Here is a 22,916-nt window from a genome sequence, read left to right as displayed (position 1 = left end):
ACCCGAACCACATCTTCAACACTGTTATGAATGGGAATTAAACATAATCTGTAAGTACTCTTATCACTGAGCTGAGAAGTATAGAATCTACATCATCGTCGATTTCGATGGTGGCTTAACCTGTAAGCGGTTCTTCTAGTATCTGAAGCTATGTAAGATTACACCTTGTTCGTCATATCACAGAATTTGTGTCTGCCGCTAGAAATTTGAGCATTTATAAGTATCTGCATTTTTCTTTATTCTCGCACACTAGACTTTATTATAATCACCTCATTTCACAATTCATGTGATGATTATATCAAAACTTCTTGTGATAGAAAATGCAATGTATGCTAGGATTTACGCTTACTTAGCTCCTTCCACAGACTGCAGCTAATATTTCTTACCATAGATTATCTTTTCATCAAAAAAACAGTGGCTTATTATTCCCATACGTCCATAAAAGCCACTGTTTTACTCACTGTATAAATTTAGTGATCTCCTAGGTATACTACAGACTGTTCCAGTCGCTGGGGCGTTCTTTGAAGCATATAGCTGAGATCCGTAAACTTTTAAAGGATCCCTGGGGTTGATTTGCTCTTGTCTAATAACAATAGATTTGTATCTCGTGTTTTTTGTTGATTTTTAGCGGTTTTACGTGTTCATATTGTCATTATCTTCAATCTCAATTTGTTTTTCAGACAATAAGTATTTCTTCTCCTTCACTAACGTCAAAAATACTTTTTTCTTATCGTCTTCAGGATATGCATCAATTCCAGTTGTTAAAATTATTTGATATCCCTTATTCTTCTTTTTATCAACATCATCTGCAGTAGAAAATAAAGAGATACACTTTATTAAGTTCTCCAAGTCAATTCCTTCTTTTCTTGGTGTATCAATTAACAAAAGTTGTGGGAAATTCGTATCACTCGATAGACTTTCAAGTAATAGTGTAACAAAGTACATTAATCTTTTTGATACTTGAGAACTTCGTTCTCTATATTCACTATGATTTATTACTGGCATATAGTCTTGCCCAAGATACGCATTGTAACACTTATCATCAGCTTGTTTCATTAAAGCAAGATACTGTTCGCTAAAACTATTTAGCTTTGTAATAATATCCTCATTTGCCAACGCTAATAATCTATCAGTTTGATTCTTTAAAGAATCAACTTGAACTCGTAAGGTATTACATTTGCTAGCCAAGTTTTCTTTCTTAAACGATAGTTCTTTTGCTTGTTTTAACTCAATAATGTCTGATTCTATTTCATTTTCTTTTTTATTTAACTCTTTAATAAATGCAATGTTATAGTTGAATTGAACATCTCTATTTAATAAATTTATGTACTCTCTTACCTCAGTAATTTTATTACTCATAATCAGTATTTGACTTTCAAGAAAATCCATTCTATTTTTTTTCTTTTCCAATAAATCAATTAATGACTTTATAGATTTTTGCTTAATCTGCATAATCTCCAAGTATTCACTATCTGTATAAAAGAATTTTTCATATTCCGATTCTTCAATTTCACTACCGCATATACATTTATTTTCTTGTCTCTTAACCTCATGAAGGCAATATGGACATGTATCAGGGTTAAATAATTTGAGTTTTTTATCGACAAATCTTATTTTTTGAATCTCTTCTAATTCTTTTTGAGATTCATTTATTAAGTACATGATTTTATCTACAAACTTATTAATATCAAATTTATTTCTTACTAAATATGCTTTTTCATCTTCGTATGAAAACAGAAGCTTTTTCTGGTCATCAATTATTTCAAATGTTTTACTCACACTATTTTTTGATGCATATGCTAATTCTCGTTCCGCTTCAATTTTCTTGATCCTATCATTATTCTCTTTAATTCTCTCTTCAATGTGAATAACATTTTCTAAATCATCATTCTTAATTTCATCAAGGAAGTGATTATAACTATCCAATACAGCTTTTGCTTCTTCATATTCTTTAAACTTAATTTTATATTTCCCTAAACTTTCATAGTAATCATTATAATTTTTTCCAATTAGCACCTCAAATATAGCTTTACGAATTTCTAATGAATCAGTTATAAAATTTGAATTATCAGGGTCTTTATATACTTTGTCAATATCAGTTGATTGATCATGATATATTAATCTCATTAAATCCGAAAGATTTAATTTAAACTCATTAGTACCTTGTACTATGTCAAATACACTAATACCTAATTTATCTAATATCCAATCCGAAAATACTGGTTGCTCGATTTGATGCAAACGAGATATGGAAGTCTGTATTACTGTCTCATTAAAATCTACAACAGTAATTTGATTATTACCAATATATCTTGTTAATTCAAATTCTTTACCATCAATTTCAATTAAAAGCTCTATGTAGTTATTTTGATCGTTAAAGATTTCAGTATGCTTTTTTTTAGCATTTTTATCTGACTTATCAAAGCCAATTACTTTTCCACCAAGTCCATAATAAATCAAATCCATAAATGTACTTTTACCATGTCCATTTGGACCTTCTAGAATTACTAATCCATCATCTAAATGAGGTGATTCAAAATAATAATTATCCCCACTATATATAACTTTTCTAATAGCTAATCGTCCCATTTAATCACCTCATTACCACCGAATAATTTTTCTTTTAAAGTTCTAAATTTAACCCATCTTGCATTAGGAACATGTTCTTTAATCATTCTGATTCTTTCCATATCATTACTAAAATTTTCACTCTCCAGCATTTCAAAAGCATCACTATTTTTTATCAGCTTGACATCTATACTATTCTTTTTACTATTCTTAAATAATTGAATAATTCCCTTTGACTCAAGAAAAAGTAGTATCCTCTTTATTACAGGAACATTTAATTTGGAATTACAAACGATATCAACAATTCGATCATTATCCACCAAATTAATATCAGAAAAATTCTTCTTAATTAGACCATCTACAAAGTGGTTTGTTTTTTCATCTTTAATAATTTCAAATAAGATACTTAGCTTTCTATAATCAATGAATGGATTCTTGTCGCACTCATAGTGCTTTAAAATAAGTAATATTTTAAGTGTAATATAATAATAATCTTCTTCTAAGGAAAACATCAACCTTTTTTTGCTATCCATTCACAGTACCTCCTTTATCAAAGGCTAAATAGCACTCTTCAAATAAAATTAGAATTGTCTTTCTTATCATATCTCGGTCTTTAAAAGGAATAGTATTATACGTTTTGGCTTTATCTGATATCAAAGTTTCACATTTATCAGTCATTGTACTAACAAAATTATCAATTTGGATTTTACTCATATCAGTAGTATCTGAAACCTTCATCGCTTTTCTAATTTCTCTTTCACACAATTTATATATCCTATATTTAAAGGCTTTAACAGCTTTTAAATTATTATGGTGTTCTTGTTCGTATGCTCCTTCTACATAATCATCTTGTAAGTCCTCAATATCCTCACCGTATTGATTACAAACTGATTCAACCTTTTCCTTAAGATTTCTAATATCTTCACAACAAATATCATCCCATTTTTGGTGTGCTGGATCAAGATATTCTTCACTTTGTACAATCCTAGCTTTTTCTAAAAACAAAACTTTTAACTGAGCTACATGAACAACTTTATTAAGAAAATCATCTTGAAAAGTGCCCATTTCTATCATTGACATAATTTCATTAAATATGCTATCTATGTATCTAAGTTTCACATCATATTCATCACACAGCTTGCCAATTTTATCTTTAACACTTGCGATTAAGATCTTCTCATCTTCCTGTTCAAAGTTCCAATCAATTAAATTAAGAAATAACTTCCATTCTTCATCAGTAACTTGATTAATTATTTGTTGAAATATTTCAATTTTTTCTTTCTCTTCTTTTTTTAAATTTTGTTCGTGTTGAGAAATATAATAATCTTTAAATATAATCTTAAATACGGGAAGTGCCTTGTCATACTCTTTTTCAATAAGCAATTTAAGAATTGGTCTCTCTGGTAGTTTCACACTATTTTCCGTTAAAAGTGCTGTCATTCTCTCTTTTGCAATAACTGTATTGGTATAAAAAACAAATTTTATACTCTCTGAGTTCATAGTTTTTTCTCGCCAATTATCAAAGAAAATCCTAATTGAATTAATAACTTGATGACTATTCATAGAAAAGGATTTTACATTTAATTTATCTTGTTCAGCAGTAATTTTAGTCCGTTGTTCAGAACTATCTACCTCGATAACGTCATCTATATATTCAATAGCACACATTATTCCAAAATTTTTCTCAGATAATGCATCCAGTAACTTATTAAAAGCACGAAGTTTCTGTAAAACTATTCCTCTTATAGGTGAATCTGCATTACTATCAATGATATTTGTGTTAAACGATTCATTAATCATTTGCATAGTACCTCTCTCTTTCTCTCGTGCATAATTTTTTTTTAATACAAATTAATTTACTTCCATTATTAAAAACTATGCGTAGTTTATGCCCGATACTTTCATTCTAACAGATAACACATAGCTTTAAAAGTTTGATATTGATATCATTAGGGTTAACTTAAGCCATAATTTGTCATCCTGAGTGGAGTGAAATGAAGTCGAAGGATCTATGACTAAAAAGGAATACCCTTGAGAATATTTCAAAAGTCTAGGTTGCAAGTAGTCAGATGACACTTTGAAAGGATTTCTAGAAATGATTGAGTTACACTAACGCCTATGATATTGATAATAAATATACTGTTTAATCGTTTATATAAAAATTTAAACAGTATTTTCAAAAGCACTTATTATTACTCGTTATTTGCTTGCTTCCTCCGTTCCAAAACTCTTTTGTCTACATCATAGAAAATTCGATCTACCGTTAAATCTCCCCAAAACTTTCAAATTTCAATAATTATATCAATTTTATTTTCCAATAATATATCTCTCCTAGCATATTCTGCTCTAACATTAAATACTCTAATTTCAGCTAACGATGCATTACCGACACAAGTTCACTTTTCATACCATATTTAGTAGTCTTCACAAACTTAAGTTCAGTAACATTTACTTATCTTCAAATCATAAACTAGTAGAACGATTTGCTTTTGCCCCGTTGAAAAGAATCATTTCCAGTAAATCTGCTGTTTAATTTTTCATTTTTCAACTCCAATCTTTGCCATTAAACACATAATTATTTCTACTATTACTCAAACTTTCTACATAAATTTACCAATTCCTTCTATAAAACAGTAAATCCAACAAAACAATCAAATAAAAAAGTTCTAAGTCCTTCAATCTCTGACTTAAAACTTCTCTCTCTAATATTAGTCTGTTTTATTCACAATCTCCCCTAAACCCCTTCATCCTCCGATAAACCCCACTATCGGTCATATCAAACTTCTCAGCAATCTGCTTATAGGTCCACTTCTCCTTATATAACCTTTTCATCTCCATGGCCTCCAGCTCCCTTAATTCTCTTGGGCTTAGTTCCAACAATCCATATTTATGAAGAATAAGATCCGGCAACACTTCTTCGGTGGATAGAATGGCCTCTAGTAGAGCCATATAGTTATAGATCAAATCATCCATATGCATCACTCCCCTACCTTGACTAGCCGTTCCTTTTGATTCCCTAAAACCCGTTCCTCTAATTCATCTGCTGTGTATTTATCTCCTCTGCTTTTAGAAAGATGAAATTTCGTTTTTATTTTCGCCTCAGTATTCACTGGATGTATAGCTGGTTGGTTTTTCTGCCTACTTTTAAGATATAACTGGTCAAATTTATTTCTAAGCTTTGCGGTACTTAAGATATTCGTCATCCAAAATTCATCCTTCTGGCAAAACTCAATCACTTCTTTGATATCCTCTGCTGATCTATTATCTAGCCTAAGCATGTAATCTATATGCTGTGACCATTTATCCATATGGCTATCCCCTGGTACCTTAGCTAATTCATTGTTTTTCTTAATCCACTTCCTAAGAAAATCAGCCAGTCGATATTCAATAGAATCTAATGGGAATTTTAATTGTGATTCTCTCTGGGCTTCATTTTCTTGACAGATAGATCTATCCTTATTATCCTTGTTCTCATTATTATCATTATTGTTTGTGTTTTCTTGAGGTTTTTTAGTGGTTTTGACTTGGTTTTCCTGTGGTTCTCTCATGGTCTCTTTGTGGTTTTCCGAAGTCTGGTATTCATTGTAATTACATATGGTTAATATGGTCTTTTTTTTGTCGGTTTTTTTCATGATCATTTCATCTTCTTCAAGCAATTTAAAAAAGTTTCTAAGCTTTGTCTTTGACCATCCCCAACGCTTGATCATCTTTAACTCAGAGGTGACAAAGCTGCCTCTTTCCACCTTGATTAACTCATTGCCTAGTAAGAATTTATTTTCCTGATGATTGGCCATCATCAATAAATCCATCCATGCTTGCCCTTTGGAAAATGGTTTATCATCCCACAACCAATGATTTTGCATCTGCCTATGTAAACTAATCCATCCTTTGCTGTTCATGTCACCGCCTTCCTTTCAACTTCCGACTTATTCATTGGCTAGACTTCTAAAAACGCTATTTCTTTTGTAAGTGTTTTCATTTTATTAGGGCTATGTCAGTTTCATCATTCGATAGCATTAAATCGATAGAAATCCTTTGCCTCTCTCATTTCAAATTGATATACTAACTATGAATTGTTTTTCTATGCCCCTATTGGTTGCAGCCAATGGGGCTTTTTCAATTGTTGGCAATATATTATGTTCTCTCAACAAGTCATATAAAAACAATCGTCCTTTCTGGGTCCACTTTGTGTTCATCTTGATATCTAAATTCCCATCACTTCTTAATATGTCAATGGTTTCAGAGTGGGTATAGCCCCTTCCATGATGAGCTCTATATAAAAGCCATTGCCCACTTTGCTTATACTGAACCCTCAAGCTATGTAATAAATCATTCATTGCTTGTCCACTCATTCCATAATCCTTAGCGATTTGTGTGATTGTGACAAGTCCTTTATTTTTCAAGATTTTATCCATATAATCCGCTTTAGGCTTTAACTCCCCTATGATCTGTTGCTGTTTTTTACTGAGCTCTTGCTCTACCTTGAGCTTAGTGGCAAGGCCTATTATCATATCTGGATTCAATAACACTTCTTCTATCTTGTCTGGCGTCATATAAACGCCATGCCTTTGTATAGAGGGTAGCACTTCAGATGTCACCCACCTCTTAAACCTTTTGGCATTTGGCAGCTTAGAACTTAAAATTAAACCGTACAACCCACTTTCATTTATAATCGTCATTTGTTGTGTGCCACCAAGGGTATCGCATTTCGCGAGTGCCTTGTCTTCCTCATCAACATGCTTTAAAAGTGCATCGCTTGGATTTTTATACCCCAAGCTATCTGCTATGTCTTTTCCTACAAACCAAGGCTGTCCATCTTGCCTCAAAACCCTTACTTGTCCAAATTCTTCTTTTTCAAAAACCTGCAGCTGTTTATTCATATTTTCCCCCTCCTTCATTAATAATCTAAATTTTTAATATTAAATGGATCTGTTAAGTCGTGCCCCTGCCACTTTTCTAAAAATGTCATTAACTCCTCATGTCTTACCTTATATCTACCTAATTTAAGTGGTGTCAGTAGCTTTGCTTTAAACAATTCACTTACATAGTTGGGATTTGTTTGAATAATATGGGACACTTCCTCTACGGTATAAAGTGCTTTAATTGGTACAACTCGATCTGGATCCTTCTTCTTCGTTGCCATTGATAGACCTCCCTTCCTTCTCCCTTAGCTATTTTACGAAGCGGATGTTGTTGTGACTTCAAATAAATATTCAAAGCTTAGATCTGAGAAAAAACTGTTTCTTATCTTAAAGGCTTCATCAAGTGTAAAGCCAAATTTACCCTTTAACTTATCTATAATCGTTGCATATCTAACCTCTAGTAACTCTGCTAAGTCTTTTCTCGATATCCCTTCTCTAACCATTTCCGCTTCTAAATTTCTATACATCTCAACACCTCCTTCCAAATTCAATTTCGTATTCATCACCTCATTTTATTACTCAATTTCGTATATGCTACCTAGATTATAAACTCAGTTTCGTACTTTGTCAATATAAATCAATTTAAAAAACACCACATTTCGTACATTTTTATGTTTACAAAGAATTTGGAATATAGTATGATGTTATTAAGAATACGGTTCATCGTATATTTAGGAGGAATTTTAGTGGAAAGAGCAAAGATATTACGAAGTCTAATAGAAGAGACAGGATTAAGTATAAAAGCATTTAGTGCAAAGGCAGATATTCCATATACAACATTGCGTTCAATTCTTGATAGAGGTATTGGAAACGCGTCTGTTGACAATGTCATGAAGATATGCAAAACAATTGGAATAACAGTTGAAGAATTGGATTCTATGGTGAGTGGGGAAGCCAGAAGCCAGAGGGAAGCTTCAACGATTGCAGCACACTTAGATGGAGTAGATCTGACTGCCGATGAAGAAGAAGATTTAAATAAATACATAGACTTCTTATTGTCTAGACGAAAGAAGTAATAATCTTAAGGGGGGCACCAATGGAATATAAGGATTTATTAAAGATGGTTGAAGAAGAGAATATAGAGCTTTTTGAAAACACTCGCATTGGAAGGCTTAAGGGGTTAAATGTTGATGATACAATAACCCTGAATACTTCTATTAAAACGGCTCAGGATAAAAAGGGGGTTCTTGCAGAGGAGTTAGGACATTATTTTACTACATTTGGAGACATAAGAGATAAAACCAGGGTAGAAAATGTACAGAAAGAAAAAAGAGCTCGTGCTTGGGGATATGAACAGCTAGTTGGCATGATGGATTTAATTAGTGCTTATGAAAATGGTATTAGAAATCGATTCGAATTAGCTGAGTACCTAGATGTAACCGAGGATTACATAAGTGATGCTTTGAATCATTATAAGGACAAATACGGATTATATTATCAAATTGATAATTATACTGTTTATTTCGATCCTTTAGTTATATTTAAAAAATTTTAATGGCATTTTTTTTACCCATCATGACGAACATACATTCTTGAAAGGAGGTGATTTTAAAATGAGTCTAACGCAAAAGGAAGAAGTAAAGAGACTAGTTGATTCAAAGGAACTACACATCAACCTAAAGCCAGGGGCTGAACTTACTGAAGAGGCTGCAGAGGAGGTTTCAAAGTTTATTCGCTTTATTCAAGACAAATATAAAGTCGAAAGGAGTTAAAAAAGTGAATGGTAGTGTTAGAAAAAGAGGCAATACATGGTCTTACCGTATTGATTTAGGTATAGTAGATGGAAGCCGTAAGCAGAAGGAAACAGGTGGATTTAAGAAGAAATCAGAAGCACATTCTGCACTAAGAAAAGCGATCGATGAACTAGAAAATACAGGAGGTGTATTTGAACCTACTACGATTTCATTTTCTGATTATCTCAACTATTTTATTGAAAACTATATCGAAATTCATCTACGAGAAAACTCTCAACGAGCTAGGCAGCATATCATTAAAAATCACATTAGACCTGCATTTGGGAATTACAAGATCATGCAAATCACATCTCAAGCCCTGCAAAACTTTATAACCAAAAAATCTAAAGCGTATTCTAAAAACTATATTTCTATGATTCATGCAACATTATCTACCGCTTTTAAGATGGCTGTAGAATGGGAATTCATCAGAATCAATCCAATGACTAGGGTTAAAGTACCTAAGCGAGATGATCAAGAAATGGATAAAGAGATTAAAACATTATCTCCAGAGGAAGTCAATCGTTGTGCAGAAAGACTCCAAGGAACCCACCACTATATTCCTTTTATGATTGCTTTTCATACTGGCCTACGAGCAGGAGAAGTATCTGCCCTACAGTGGTCTGATATAGACTTTGATAATCAGATGTTATCCGTTACAAAACGACTTGATTATTCTGCTAGCAAAGAGAACTGGGAGTTTAAACCTCCAAAGACTAGGTCTAGTAATCGAACAATCGCAATCGGTAATGAATTGATTACTATTTTAAAATCTCATAGTATTAATCAAAAAAAGAACAAATTAAAGTATGGAAAGCATTATACTGAAAATGATTTTATTTGTACTTTTGAAAACGGAGAAGTTGTGATAACTAAAGCCATAGGCCGTGTGAGTGAAATAATAATAAGGGATGTGAAAATTGACTTTAATTTTCATATGCTGAGACATACACATGCAACAATGCTACTTGAAGCTGGTATCAATCCTAAGGTAGTACAGGAAAGATTAGGCCACTCCACAGTATCCATCACCTTAGATACTTATTCCCATATCACAATTGAATTTCAGAAAACAGCCGTACTGGAATATGAAAAGTATTTACAAAAAATTAAGATCGCCCACGAAAGTTAATACTTTTTGAAATCCGTGGGCAATCCGTGGGCAAAACACTATTTTACATGGTCCGAAGTACCGTCAAAGCTAGTGTTTAACTTATTTAATTTTGTAGGTGATTACATCATTGGCATGCCGCCACCCATGCCTCCCATACCACCCATGCCGCCTGGCATTCCTGGCTCTTCTGATGCAATATCAACAACGGCACTTTCTGTTGTCAATAGCATGGCTGAGATAGAAGCTGCATTTTGTAAAGCTGATCTTGTCACCTTGGTTGGGTCAACAATACCCGCTTCAATCATATTCACATACTTATTGTTTAATACGTCATATCCAATTCCTTTATCTGAACTCATCACTTTATTAACAATGACAGAACCTTCTAATCCAGCATTTTCAGCGATTTGTCTCAATGGCTCTTCTAATGCTCTTCTAATGATTTGAATACCTGTCTTTTCATCTCCCTGTGATCCTTCTAGTAATGCCTCTACTGCTGGTATCACATTAACTAGGGCAGTACCACCACCTGCTACAATGCCTTCTTCTACTGCGGCTCTTGTTGCATTTAAAGCATCTTCAATTCTTAGCTTTCTTTCCTTTAATTCTGTTTCTGTAGCAGCCCCTACTTGGATAACAGCTACGCCACCAGAAAGTTTTGCTAGTCTTTCTTGAAGCTTCTCTTTGTCAAAATCAGAAGTTGTTTCTTCAATTTGCTTTTTAATTTGAGATACACGATCTTTGATTAGTTGTTGATTTCCTGCACCTTCAACAATTGTTGTGTTTTCTTTGTCTACTTTAACAGTTCTAGCAGTTCCTAGCATATCAACTGTAGCTGTTTTTAAGTCATAGCCTAATTCTTCAGAAATCACTGTTGCCCCAGTTAAAACTGCAATGTCATCTAACATAGACTTTCGTCTATCCCCAAATCCAGGTGCCTTAACAGCAACACATTCAAATGTACCTCTTAATTTATTGACCACTAATGTTGCTAATGCTTCTCCTTCGATATCTTCAGCAATAATCACAAGCTTTTTACCCTGTTGTACAATTTGCTCAAGAATTGGTAAGATTTCTTGGATATTGGAAATCTTTTTATCTGTTACTAGTATATAGGCATCATTGAATACAGCTTCCATCTTTTCAGTATCCGTTACCATGTATGGAGATAAGTATCCTCTGTCAAATTGCATTCCTTCTACAACATCAAGTGTCGTTCCCATAGATTTAGATTCTTCTACTGTAATGACACCATCTTTTCCTACTTTATCCATTGCATCTGCAATTAACTGTCCAATTTCCTCATCAGCTGCTGAAATAGCACCCACCTGTGCGATGGCTTCCTTGCTTTCAATGGACTTAGAAACTGCCTTTAATTCTGCTACAGCAGCGTCTACAGCCTTGTGGATTCCCTTTTTAATAATCATAGGGTTCGCACCTGCTGCAACGTTCTTTAAGCCTTCACGAATAATTGCTTGGGCTAATAGTGTGGCTGTTGTTGTTCCGTCTCCAGCAACATCATTGGTTTTAGTGGCAACTTCCTTAACCAGTTGTGCCCCCATGTTTTCATAGGCATCTTCCAACTCAATTTCCCTTGCAATGGTCACACCATCATTTGTGATTAGTGGAGAACCAAATTTCTTATCAATAACAACATTTCTTCCCTTTGGTCCTAATGTTACTTTCACTGTATCTGCTAGTTTATTAACACCTGCCTCTAAAGAACGACGTGCTTTTTCTCCAAATCTAATTTCTTTTGCCATACTAAAACCCTCCTCAAAAAAATTTCATTTTTATATTGCCCGATGCTTCAGCTTGCTGAAGCGAGTTGACTTTTTATGTAGTCTATTCTACAACTGCTAAAATATCATTTTGTCTTAGAATAGTGTATTCTTCTCCATCAAGCTTCACTTCTGTTCCAGCGTACTTAGAGAAAATAACTTTATCTCCTACTTTTAATTCCATAATAATTTCCTTACCTTCTACCACACCGCCTGGTCCTACTGCAACAACCTCCGCCATTTGTGGTTGTTCCTTTGCACTTCCTGGTAGTACAATCCCACTTTTCGTCTTGTCTTCAGCTTCAACCTTTTTAATAACAACTTTGTCTCCTAATGGTTTAATGTTCATGAGTAACCCTCCTTAGAAAAATTTTATTTTTATTTTATAATTTACTTGTTATTAGCACTCACTAAAGTCGAGTGCTAATTATTACATTTACAATGGTATCTAAAATGTAATAATGAATCAAGTTGCTCTATGTGTAATTATATCCCATTACACCCCATATAATCATTTTATGTCAATATTTCTTTGATTATCATTGTTTTTCGGAAATTTTACAAAAATTTCAAAAAACAAAAGAAAAAAAACACTAAGAAAGATTTCTAAATAAAATCTTTCTTAGTGTTATGGACCTAGAACAAATTCTGTACCACAGAAGAAATCTGCACCATATAAGGTTGTAATATTGCATAAAAAATAGGAATAAAAATAGCTGGTAGCAGATTCCCCACATGTATTTTTTTGATCTCTAGTATATTAAATGCAATTCCCACAATTAACAATCCACCGATGGCAGACATTTCATTAATCACTGCATTTGTTAGCAATGGTTCAATCAATCCCGCTGTAGTGGCAATAAACCCTTGATACAAAAACACAGGCACAGCAGAAAATATAACACCAATCCCCAAAGTTGATGCAAATATAATAGAAGAAACACCGTCAATCAATGATTTGGCATAAAGAGTTTGATGGTTGCCTGTCAATCCGCTCTCTAATGCCCCCACAATTGCCATAGCACCTACACAATAAATCAAGCTTGTAGTGACAAATGCCTTTGCAACGGAACCACCTCTTTGTCCTACCTTTGACTCTAACCAGTCTCCTACCCCATCTAGCCTTTTTTCAATACACAATGCCTCTCCGATGACGCCACCAATTACAATGCTAAAAACCATCAACAAGATATTTTCGGTTTTCAGGGCACCTGATAGCCCAATGACCATTACACTGAGGCCGATCCCTTGCATAATTGTTTTTTTGTGTCCCTCTGGTATTCCTTTTCTTAAGATTACACCCAGCAAAGCCCCTACAATGATTGCGATTACATTATAAATCGTCCCTAACATTTTGAGTCCCCCTATATTCTTTTGTATATACTCTTTCCTATGCTTTGGATTTCCCAATTCCCAGCTCTCTTGCGTAGTAAAACAAATATTGTTGAGCATATCCAGCGTACTCACCAAAGCTTTTTTCAGCAAAGGCTTGTATTTTCTCATGGGAGGTTTTCTGTTCAAAGTATAAGGCTTCCATCACACGTTTCACCCATACATCCACAGGAAAAGCGTCAAATTTTCCCATTGAAAAAAAGAGAACGCAATTAGCCACCTTTGGACCAATACCATTAAATGTCATTAATTGCCTTTGACAGGACTCTCTATCTAGTTTTTTTAGATTTTGAAATTCTATATTTGCAGTGCTAACCTGTTGGGCAGTTTTCAAAATATAGGGTGCCCGATATCCTGTATTACAGGCCAACAGCTCCTCTACAGTTCTCTTTGAGAGGGTAGCTGCATCAGGAAATGTATAATTTGCCCCTCCCCTAAAATCTTCAACAGGCTGTCCATATCCTCGGCTCATTAAGTCGATTGCCCTTTTAATTCGTGGTATATTGTTGTTTGCCGAAATAATAAAGGAAATGATTGTTTCCCATGGATCCTGTCGTAAAATTCGGATCCCACGTCCAAACCCAATGGCCTTTTTCATCACGGGATCTATTGCCTGTAAATGTTCTTGAATCATTTGATAGTCCGTATGCAAGTCAAAATACTCTATCCAAATGTTTTCAAAATCTAATTGATTGGTTGGATAAAGTATGACATCATTTCCTATTTTTTTTACATTGAGCACTTTATCATACACCACACCAGTATAACTGCCGTCTTCTTCACGTTCCCAACGAAAGCATTGTCCACATTCAAATGTATGTTTAGGTTCAAATGTATGAATTTCTTTAATAATCACATGATCTTTTTCATAAACAATATCTAGATTCATTCGGCGCTCCTCTACTTAATCCTGGCGCTAGAAATGAAAGGTAAAGCGAAGTCCTACCTCTTGTGATTTGTGTCCATCTCTCCGGTAGCAAATTTCGTCAATACCAGTAAATTCAAATCCCGCCTTTAGGGCTAATTGAATAGCTGGATAATTATCATTGGGTATTTCCATTAAAATACCTCGGGCTTTGTTAAAGCGTGCATATCCCTTAGATGCCTTTAGCAATGTCTTTCCTCGGCCTTTTTTACGCTGTTCTTTTGTCACATAGATATTTAAGATTTGCAAAAGCTTCCTATGTTGATCATAGGCCATTTCCATGTATCCTATTAATTGATCTTGCTCTTCTATAATAAAAGTCATTTGCCCTTCATTATTCTTTCCAATTGAGTAAGGTGTGTATTCCTTTTGTATTTTTTCATCTAATAGCCGTTCTTCTAGGAAATAGTTCCATCCGTCCTTCGTAAGGTGAAAGTATACTTCCGAAACATATTCACATGGAGTCCTTTGAATAACTTCTCTGTCCCCTGGAAGAAACTCTCTAATTTTCATTACGATTCTCCTCATTATTCCCATTTCCATTCTGCATTGCCTCATAAATGTAATGCATCTGATACACGCGTCTCCCGGTGGTCAAATCATAGAATGCCAGCATCGGCTGCTCTCTTTCAATGACTAAAAAGCTGTGTACGACCCTAGGGTGATACCGAGTTTCAAAGGAACGAATAAGAGCCTTTCCTCTATATTCGATTATAGACAATTCTTCCTTTTCTTCCTCACTTTCTATGATTTCCTCAGGAGCAACATCAATCCAGTAATAAGGTATATTGGAATCTATAAAGTCATTACTAAGTTTAACGATTTCACCTGTTTTCGCATTAATGTGTATGTCTAAGGCATCACTGATCATCTCTACATCTTCTCGAATGGCTGTAAATCGGAAGGCATAGATCAATTTATCCTCTTGTCCATTCTTCATCTCAAATACTTCCGTTAAAAAATTTTCTGTATAAAAAGTGTTTAAAAATTCTTCTGCCATCTGTAGTGCTTCTATTTTTGTCAGATTTTCATTTTTATCGCCTAAACGCTTTAGCTCATAATTTCTAATCTTTCCATCCACAGCATCCATCCATAGGGTATACACAATTTCATCGCCATCAGTGTAGTCTAATTTATAAAAATGAACACCCTCTCGTATTTTCACTTCTTGATTTTCTTCTAGTAATGTATGCTCCTTTAACATTGGTAAAAATTCCTCTGCTATTTCTACGATTTCTTCATATGTTTGATACTGAAGGTGTGTGTTTGGGCTACGACTATGTCTGTATAATTTTGCCATCTCCTCAATATTATTGACGATTTGACCTAATCCCCCATCACTGATTTCAGGATCCTGCAACTCGTCTAATCTGTTTTCGATATTGTGATATGCCAAAAGTAAGCGATCAAGGAGATCATGAGATCTATCTAGTACCTCAAAATCGTAGTCACTTAGTGTATTTTCCTGGAGAACATATTGATTGTACAAATGATGTGCCAATGTATTTCTTAATGCTTCTACTCCAGCAAATCCCCTGGCCATTCTCGTATTTGGTCTTCTCTCTGTCTGATTTAACTCCAGCCAATGGGTATAGCCTAGGCCAAGCTCTTCTAATGATCTTTTTAGATTTTCCATTGCTTCAGGACTCTCAGTTTCCCTTAATTCCTGTGTGTAACGCATGCTTCTTCGAATGTTTCTCTCAACCTGTCCAGAAATAGCTGCATTAACCTGGGTAACCTTTGACTGCAGCACATTAACTTGACTATAAAATATTAAATTTGCAGCAATACTAGCTATGACTAATGTCACCAATGCAGCCTTCTTTACTTTGCTTAATTTATTCATTAGTCTTTCCTCCTACCTTGCTTTCCTACTGTATATCATACCACAAATCTTTTTATTTCTGCAATTGTGTTCTTTCGACTTGAATTGATATTTTCTGCCTGTAGGTAGCATATTGTATTTATATATATACATAGGGCATTTTACCTCCACGCAAAAAAAGAAAGCTCTCATGGCTTCCTTTTTTTTACATCCTGCCTTAACTTACTTTTTTCTATACTATGCTGCTTTTCCAGTCTCTGGACTTTCCATATTTTCATCATTCATGCTAGGCTTTAATACACTAACAGTCAAGGCCGTAACCACTGTACCCGCAACAATAGCAATGATATATCCCATCAAATTAGTAACAGCATTTGGTATCGGCAAAACAAATATACCCCCATGAGGAACAGCCAACTGAACATTAAACATCATTGATAATGCTCCGGTTACAGCGGATCCTGCCATGATTGATGGAATGACTCGGAAAGGATCTGCTGCTGCAAAAGGAATCGCACCTTCAGTGATGAAGGATGCACCTAATGCCCATGCTGCTTTTCCAGCTTCCCGCTCATCTGTAGTAAATTTATTTTTAGCAATCAAAGTCGCCAATGCCAAACCCAAAGGTGGTGTCATACCGGCTCCCATTACCGCCGCCATGGGAGCTGTTATACCAGATGCAATCAATCCTGTGGCAAAGGCATAGGCTGCCTTGTTAATTGGCCCACCCATATCAAAAGCCATCATTAATCCTAAAATCAATCCTAATAAAATTGCATTTGTCCCAGACATGGCCTGCAACCAATTTTCCATTGTTGTATTGAGGGCATTCACCGGTTTTCCAACAACATAAATCATTAATAATCCTACAATTAATGTTGAAAATAAAGGCAAAACAAGTACTGGCATTAAACCTTCCATCGACTTAGGTAGCTTTATATGTTGTTTAAGGAAATTAACAGTATACCCTGCCATAAAACCAGCTAATATCCCCCCTAAAAATCCAGCCTCCACTTGTATTGCCACCATTCCCCCGACCATACCTGGTACCAGTCCTGGTCGGTCAGCAATAGAGTAAGCGATAAAGCCTGCTAATATAGGAACCATCAAAGCAAAGGCACCACCACCACCTATGTTCATCAATGCTGCGGCTAAGGTCCCTTCTTCTTGAAAGGCTTCGATCCCAAAAGCAAAGGATAATGCGATTGCAATTCCGCCTGCCACAACAAATGGAATCATATGGGATACCCCTGTCATTAAATGCTTATAGGGTCCTTTTCTAGAACGACTCCGTTTAGATTTGGCCTGACTCACTTGCTGCTTATAGCTTTCCTTTGGCGCTTCTGCTTCTAAAGCTGCTTCAATAATACCCTTAGCATCCTTTATTGCATCTTGAACACCCACCTCAATTATGGCCTTACCATGAAAACGTTCTGGTTGGACATTAGCATCGGCAGCTAAAATGACAGCGTTCGCTTCAGCAATATCTACTTCTGTAAGCTCATTTTCCACCCCAACAGATCCCCTTGTTTCCACTTTGATTCCTACATTCATCTCCTTGGCAGCAATTTGTAAAGCTTCAGCCGCCATATAAGTATGGGCAATTCCTGTAGGACAAGATGTAACAGCTACTATTTTCCTCATTTCCCTTCCCCCTTAAAATATATTATAAGAAAATCTTTTACTTGAATAAAATCCAACCCCATTTTCCCTTACAATTCAGATATTACTTGTTACCCTATACTTCATTTATTTACTGTTCAAATATACCAATCACATCTTGAGCTGTTTTAGCATTTTTTAATCCTTCACGAATTTCACTGTGCATTAATGAACGAGAGAGCTGACTTAACACATTTAAATGTTCATTATTAGAATCCGCTGGTACGGCAATTAAGAAAAATATATACGCCGGTGCTTCATCCATTGATTGATAATCAATTCCTTTTTCTGATCTTCCAAATATAATAGATGCTTCTTTCACCCCATTACTCTTTCCATGGGGAATGGCTACTCCCATGCCGATTCCCGTTGAGAAGTTATTCTCCCTCTCTAAAACTGCCCTTTCAAAATCATCTCGATTGGATAATTGTCCCGATGCTTCTAATATATCAATAAGTTCCTTCAGTACTTCCTCTTTATTTTTTGCCTTCAAATTCAATTGAATTCCTTTTTCATTTAACAAATCTACAATTTTTATTTTAAACACACTCCTTATAGTGATATTAATTGTACCTGCTTCTCTATTTCAATTATTTTCTCTCGTGCTGCTGACTCAGTTCCCTTGGTCATAACCGCCGCCGTTCCAGCTGCCATTGAAAGACGTACCAGCTTCTCATAGTCATACTCCTGCTCTAACCCATAAGCCATTGCAGCCACCATTGCATCACCAGCCCCAACTGTGCTACCCACAGGAACTTGAATCCCTTGAGCCCATATGGTTCCTTCTTCTCTAATAAACAAAGCCCCTTCTTCCCCCATGGAAATAACGACATGTGTGATGCCTCTTTTAACAATGTCTTTTCCTGCTTTGGCTATGGCTTCAACACCTTCTAATGTGGTTCCTATTGCTCTTTGTAGTTCCTCAAGGTTGGGTTTAATCAAAAACGGTGTTGCCTTTATGCCTTCCATTAGATAATTTGCATCTGCATCTAGTAATACTTTTCCTCCTTTGTTTTTAATGAGTTGGGTTAATTCCAAGTAAATATCATGGTTTACATTACAAGGAGTACTACCAGCGATGATGACCAGATCCCCAGGATTACATAGTTCTTCAATACATTTTTTTAAAGCCACTATATTTTTTTCTGCTACCGGAGCTCCTGATTCATTAAAGTCCGTTTGAATACCCTTTAGACTATCTACCATTTTTATATTTGTTCTGGTTTCTTCTGCTACATCAATAAATTTAAATTGAATCCCTTTATCTTTAAGATGCTTCTTTATCTCTTCTCCTGTGGCACCCCCAACAAATCCCGTGGCCATGCTATGTCCACCTAGCTCTTGGATCACCTTAGAGACATTGATTCCCTTTCCTCCCACGTCAATTTTACTGGTTTCGATTCTATTTACTTTTCCTACGGTAAAGTCCGCGATTTCTATGGTTCGGTCAATTGCCGGATTCATTGTTACAGTAATAATCATTATTTTACCTCCACACCTACAGCTAAACGATTGATAGCTTTATTCCTAGTTCCTTATATTTGTTCTGGTCTCTGATTACTTCCATGCCATCGCTAATGATCATATCAATTTCTTGTACCTTACAGATCTTTGAAAAGGATCTCCTACTAAACTTCGAGCTATCACACAAAAGAATTTTTTCTGTAGATACAGCTAGCATGATTTGTTTTATTTTAGCTTCAAGCATATTTGGTGTGGTAAGCCCATCATCCAAAGTAATGCCATTGGTGCCAAGAAAAACTTTATCTACCCTAATTTTTTCAAGCATTTCTTCCGCTAAAGGTCCTACAAAGGCATGGGTGCTCCATCTAACCATGCCTCCAATCATAATTAATTCAATTTCAGGCTTCCCCTCTAGTTCTGCAGCAATTGTCATAGAGTTTGTCACTACAGTAATATTTTTTCTATTCAAGTGCCTTGCCATCTGAAGTGTTGTGGTTCCCGCATCAATGATAATAGAGTCACCATCCTCAACCATTTCAGCGGCCTTCATTCCAATTTGGAGTTTTTGTTGATAATAGCTATCTTTTCTCTCTAGTACTGTCAGCTCATATTTTGTACTATCCATAGCAACAGCTCCACCATGAGTACGTTGGAGCATCTTCTTTTCTTCTAACTCCTGTAGGTCTCTTCTAATGGTGGCCTCTGTGACACCATAGACGTCCGCTAGCTTCCCAACTTTAACACTACCATCCTGGTTAATGGCTTCTACAATATTTTTTTTACGCTCTTCAGCAAACATAAGCTTCACCCTTTTAGTTTGTCATTATTTTTTGTTAGGATTATTTTGCATGTACTTTTATGTTCGTTTTCGGTTTCTTTATGTTTATTTAATTGTATATCCTTCAGATTTTTCTGTCAATATGTTTTTTTATTTTCGTTTCAATTTTTGTTTGTTTTCGTTTTCTATAGTTTACTCCCTAATAATCCCTTATTCTCAATATTGTGAGATAGAAATGATTTCCTCCTACAAACTTCAATTTTCATATAAAAAAGACCAGCTATCCATCATTTTATCTCTGGATAGCTGGCCTTATCTTTTTATCTTTTTATCTTTCACGATATCTCTCGATATCTTTTGTACGTAAGATTTGTCAGATTTTTGAATAAAATCCCTGATAATACAATAAGTCCAACCGCAAATATAAGGTATACAATCATTGGCATTAGGTTTATTGCAATCAGAATCCGCGCAATGATACCTAGCCCAATTAGATAGGCCATTCCCGCCAATAATGATATAAACACATTCATATTTTGTTTCATTGCCTGCTGAGGGTTATCCCAGTCTAGTACAGGTCTTGTAATATCAATGAACATACTCAATTGGGTAATGGGTATGCTCCCCAATATACCTAGTAGGAGGACAATGATCACAGTTTGTACCTGTAAATTAACCACAATGGAAGCGGCTCCCAATAGCAGTACAATCGCAAGAAGCTGTACAGCTAAATTACTTAAAATTTTGCCAATTAGCTGGTGCTCAATCTTTACAGGAAGGATTCTCACAATCCAAAACTGTTTTCCTTCCCTAGAAAATAATGTTGGGGCAAGGCCATTAGAAGCACTGATAAAAATAATGAATCCCGCCATTAACAAATGAATGATTAGAAAGTTTTCAGGTGTATAATAGCTAGAGATTTGCCCTAGTATATCCCCAGACATGTATAGAGAAATCCCCATGGCAAAGGGAATCACAATCACAGTCCCAATAGAATTCATCAGAAAAATAGGCGTCCGAACTAAGAGCCTCATCTCTTTTACAAACATTGCCACAATTGGATGTGACAACTTCCCTAGCTTCTTATGAATACCTTCATCAGACAACTTTTTCTTCTTTACTGCTATTTCTTGACCTTCAATTAATCCTTCATAAAAGAAATTTCTGGTAAAGACCAGCATAAAATAAAATATAATGGCAGATACACCAATGAATAATAATAAGTAAAGAAATCCTGTGATTGTTCCCACTGTTGTCAAGGCATAGGCTGCCCACATAGCCGGTGGAAACACAAGTCCCATTTGTCTGATGAGTACATTATTCTGCTTCATGAGCTCCGCTAGATAGGTCACTTCATCTCCTACGGGCACATCAATTGTCATGGATCGGATCATCACTTGAATCCCTAATATGAAAATAACCATTAGAATACCACCTGCCGCCCGTAGCAAATCGCGATTTCCTTTGATATTTGTATATCTCATAAAGAGCATCACAAGAATAGTTGAAAGCGCTAAGGGGATAATAGGCAAAGTAACAAAGAGTAACAGGGCATAAAGCCAATAAAGAACCCCACCTCCACTTCTGCTTCCAAATACAATTAAAATTGGCAGCACAAAGGGAAGTACAGTTAGGTACTCATTTACCATTACCGTAAAAAAACGAGCAGTTAATAACTGAATCGGTTTAATAGGTAGTGGAATGAGCCTTTGAATATCTTCTGCATAGTAAAACTTAGCAAAGATATGAGAAATTCCAAAGATAAATAAAAGCATCTGAGCCCCTAAAAAACCCATGACCAAAAGCACACCGGATTGATTGATTTCATCAAAGATAGTGTAAGCCACTTGAATGAATCGTATCAATGTGATGTAAAGTGGCAGTAGAGCTAAAAATAGTACAATAAATGCCAAGGGCTGCCATAAATCATTTTTTTGTTTGAAATATTTATATTTAAGGGCAGAAATACTAAAATTCACATTCATATGCATTTTCAATAAGGAAATAAACTGATTCATTACTCCGTCAACTCCAAGAATATATTTTCCAGGGACTCTTGTTGCTTCCGCTGTCCCCTTATTTCTTCCATGGTGCCGCAGGCGATAATCTCGCCCTTTCGGATGATGGCAATTCGATCACACAGCTTCTCCGCCACTTCTAGAACATGGGTTGAAAAGAAAACAGACTTGCCCTCTTGACATCTTAGCCGCATAATTTCCTTCAATTGAAAGGATGCCTTTGGGTCTAATCCCACCATTGGTTCATCTAATATGAATATTTTAGGATCATGGATCAACGCACCGATTAAAACAATTTTTTGTTTCATTCCATGGGAGTAGCTTTTAATGAGGTCATTAACTGCCTCCTTTAATTGAAAGACTTCTAAATAATATTGGATTCGCTGTACCCGTTCCTCCCTGGAAACAGCGTACATATCTGCTATAAAATTTAAATACTCAATACCCGTCAGCCGCTCATATACCTCATGGGTGTCTGGCACATAGCTAATGATTTTTTTTGTTTCTAATGATTCTTCTTGATTATCCATTCCATCTATATAAATGTTTCCCTCATCGGGCTTCAAGAGCCCAACAATCATCTTCAATGTCGTGGTTTTACCTGCTCCATTGGGCCCAAGAAAACCAAAAATCTCTCCAGGCTTCACTTCAAAGCTAATATCATCAACTGCCTTCACAGTCCCTTTTTGATAGGCTTTACTCACCTTTTCTAATTTCAACATTAATGTCACCGT

At 35.3% G+C, this 22,916-nt stretch carries 24 protein-coding genes; 4 read left to right on the top strand and 20 right to left on the bottom strand.

Going from position 1 to position 22,916, the window contains the following annotated elements:
- Positions 1–633: 633 nt before the first annotated feature.
- The 8 genes from AMET_RS04175 to AMET_RS04140 form a co-directional block, all read right to left on the bottom strand.
- The gene (locus AMET_RS04175) at positions 634–2,589 is read right to left on the bottom strand and encodes an AAA family ATPase (protein ID WP_012062114.1); all 1,956 of its coding nucleotides are present in this window, start codon (positions 2,587–2,589) and stop codon (positions 634–636) included.
- Positions 2,577–3,101 (bottom strand): hypothetical protein, encoded by a 525-nt coding sequence (locus AMET_RS04170; RefSeq protein WP_012062113.1) that lies wholly within the window; start codon positions 3,099–3,101, stop codon positions 2,577–2,579. Before AMET_RS04170 ends, AMET_RS04175 begins: the two co-directional genes overlap by 13 nt.
- Entirely contained in the window at positions 3,094–4,368 is a 1,275-nt protein-coding gene (locus tag AMET_RS04165; RefSeq protein ID WP_012062112.1) for a hypothetical protein, read from the bottom strand. Before AMET_RS04165 ends, AMET_RS04170 begins: the two co-directional genes overlap by 8 nt.
- Before the next feature lie 918 nt (positions 4,369–5,286).
- A complete protein-coding gene (locus tag AMET_RS04160; RefSeq protein ID WP_012062111.1) occupies positions 5,287–5,541 on the bottom strand; it encodes a helix-turn-helix domain-containing protein in 255 nt (84 codons plus the stop codon).
- A 5-nt stretch (positions 5,542–5,546) separates the two neighbouring features.
- The gene (locus tag AMET_RS04155) at positions 5,547–6,467 is read right to left on the bottom strand and encodes a hypothetical protein (RefSeq protein ID WP_012062110.1); all 921 of its coding nucleotides are present in this window, start codon (positions 6,465–6,467) and stop codon (positions 5,547–5,549) included.
- A gap of 150 nt (positions 6,468–6,617) precedes the next feature.
- Complete coding sequence (locus AMET_RS04150) at positions 6,618–7,448, bottom strand: phage antirepressor (RefSeq protein WP_012062109.1); 831 nt, start codon at positions 7,446–7,448, stop codon at positions 6,618–6,620.
- Between the two features lie 17 nt (positions 7,449–7,465).
- A complete protein-coding gene (locus tag AMET_RS04145; protein WP_012062108.1) occupies positions 7,466–7,711 on the bottom strand; it encodes a helix-turn-helix domain-containing protein in 246 nt (81 codons plus the stop codon).
- 33 nt (positions 7,712–7,744) lie between these two features.
- Positions 7,745–7,957 (bottom strand): helix-turn-helix transcriptional regulator, encoded by a 213-nt coding sequence (locus AMET_RS04140; RefSeq protein WP_012062107.1) that lies wholly within the window; start codon positions 7,955–7,957, stop codon positions 7,745–7,747.
- Positions 7,958–8,176: 219 nt separating this feature from the next.
- Here AMET_RS04140 and AMET_RS04135 point away from each other — a divergent pair, with 219 nt between their 5' ends.
- Genes AMET_RS04135 through AMET_RS04125 form a run of 4 tightly spaced genes read left to right on the top strand, consistent with a single transcriptional unit; the run spans position 8,177 to position 10,355 of the window.
- Entirely contained in the window at positions 8,177–8,506 is a 330-nt protein-coding gene (locus AMET_RS04135) for a helix-turn-helix domain-containing protein (RefSeq protein WP_041720332.1), read from the top strand.
- 20 nt (positions 8,507–8,526) lie between these two features.
- Entirely contained in the window at positions 8,527–8,985 is a 459-nt protein-coding gene (locus AMET_RS04130; RefSeq protein ID WP_012062105.1) for an ImmA/IrrE family metallo-endopeptidase, read from the top strand.
- Between the two features lie 58 nt (positions 8,986–9,043).
- Positions 9,044–9,202 carry a hypothetical protein gene (locus tag AMET_RS25530; protein ID WP_012062104.1) on the top strand — a complete coding sequence of 53 codons (159 nt, stop codon included), beginning with the start codon at positions 9,044–9,046 and terminating at the stop codon, positions 9,200–9,202.
- Between the two features lie 4 nt (positions 9,203–9,206).
- Positions 9,207–10,355, top strand: a complete 1,149-nt coding sequence (locus AMET_RS04125) for a site-specific integrase (RefSeq protein ID WP_012062103.1) — start codon at positions 9,207–9,209, stop codon at positions 10,353–10,355.
- 101 nt (positions 10,356–10,456) lie between these two features.
- Here AMET_RS04125 and groL read toward each other — a convergent pair whose 3' ends face one another.
- The 12 genes from groL to AMET_RS04065 all read right to left on the bottom strand — a co-directional run bounded on the left by groL (position 10,457) and on the right by AMET_RS04065 (position 22,904).
- Entirely contained in the window at positions 10,457–12,100 is a 1,644-nt protein-coding gene (gene groL, locus AMET_RS04120; protein ID WP_012062102.1) for a chaperonin GroEL, read from the bottom strand.
- Positions 12,101–12,182: 82 nt separating this feature from the next.
- Entirely contained in the window at positions 12,183–12,467 is a 285-nt protein-coding gene (groES, locus tag AMET_RS04115) for a co-chaperone GroES (RefSeq protein WP_012062101.1), read from the bottom strand.
- A 287-nt stretch (positions 12,468–12,754) separates the two neighbouring features.
- Positions 12,755–13,471 carry a DUF554 domain-containing protein gene (locus AMET_RS04110; protein ID WP_012062100.1) on the bottom strand — a complete coding sequence of 239 codons (717 nt, stop codon included), beginning with the start codon at positions 13,469–13,471 and terminating at the stop codon, positions 12,755–12,757.
- Between the two features lie 37 nt (positions 13,472–13,508).
- Positions 13,509–14,399: a DNA-3-methyladenine glycosylase family protein gene (locus AMET_RS04105; RefSeq protein WP_012062099.1), complete on the bottom strand. Its 891-nt coding sequence runs from the start codon at positions 14,397–14,399 to the stop codon at positions 13,509–13,511.
- 27 nt (positions 14,400–14,426) lie between these two features.
- A complete protein-coding gene (locus AMET_RS04100) occupies positions 14,427–14,948 on the bottom strand; it encodes a GNAT family N-acetyltransferase (RefSeq protein ID WP_012062098.1) in 522 nt (173 codons plus the stop codon).
- Positions 14,938–16,281, bottom strand: a complete 1,344-nt coding sequence (locus AMET_RS04095) for a PepSY domain-containing protein (RefSeq protein WP_012062097.1) — start codon at positions 16,279–16,281, stop codon at positions 14,938–14,940. The genes AMET_RS04100 and AMET_RS04095 overlap by 11 nt, the downstream gene beginning before the upstream one ends.
- Before the next feature lie 216 nt (positions 16,282–16,497).
- On the bottom strand, positions 16,498–17,904 hold the full coding sequence (locus AMET_RS04090; RefSeq protein WP_012062096.1) for a PTS fructose transporter subunit IIC: 1,407 nt from the start codon (positions 17,902–17,904) through the stop codon (positions 16,498–16,500).
- Positions 17,905–18,013: 109 nt separating this feature from the next.
- Positions 18,014–18,469 carry a PTS sugar transporter subunit IIA gene (locus AMET_RS04085; RefSeq protein WP_012062095.1) on the bottom strand — a complete coding sequence of 152 codons (456 nt, stop codon included), beginning with the start codon at positions 18,467–18,469 and terminating at the stop codon, positions 18,014–18,016.
- A gap of 5 nt (positions 18,470–18,474) precedes the next feature.
- Entirely contained in the window at positions 18,475–19,404 is a 930-nt protein-coding gene (gene pfkB / locus AMET_RS04080) for a 1-phosphofructokinase (RefSeq protein WP_012062094.1), read from the bottom strand.
- 22 nt (positions 19,405–19,426) lie between these two features.
- Complete coding sequence (locus AMET_RS04075) at positions 19,427–20,185, bottom strand: DeoR/GlpR family DNA-binding transcription regulator (protein ID WP_012062093.1); 759 nt, start codon at positions 20,183–20,185, stop codon at positions 19,427–19,429.
- A 314-nt stretch (positions 20,186–20,499) separates the two neighbouring features.
- Positions 20,500–22,182, bottom strand: coding sequence for a putative ABC transporter permease subunit (locus AMET_RS04070; RefSeq protein ID WP_012062092.1), 1,683 nt, complete (start codon positions 22,180–22,182; stop codon positions 20,500–20,502).
- Positions 22,182–22,904, bottom strand: a complete 723-nt coding sequence (locus tag AMET_RS04065) for an ABC transporter ATP-binding protein (RefSeq protein ID WP_012062091.1) — start codon at positions 22,902–22,904, stop codon at positions 22,182–22,184. Before AMET_RS04065 ends, AMET_RS04070 begins: the two co-directional genes overlap by 1 nt.
- Between the last annotated feature and the right edge of the window lie 12 nt (positions 22,905–22,916).

This window comes from Alkaliphilus metalliredigens QYMF (genome assembly GCF_000016985.1).
Taxonomy (GTDB): Bacteria; Bacillota; Clostridia; order Peptostreptococcales; family Natronincolaceae; genus Alkaliphilus_A; species Alkaliphilus_A metalliredigens.
The sequence above is the reverse complement of the archived record's forward strand: the minus strand, read 5'-3'. Positions and strand labels throughout refer to the sequence as shown.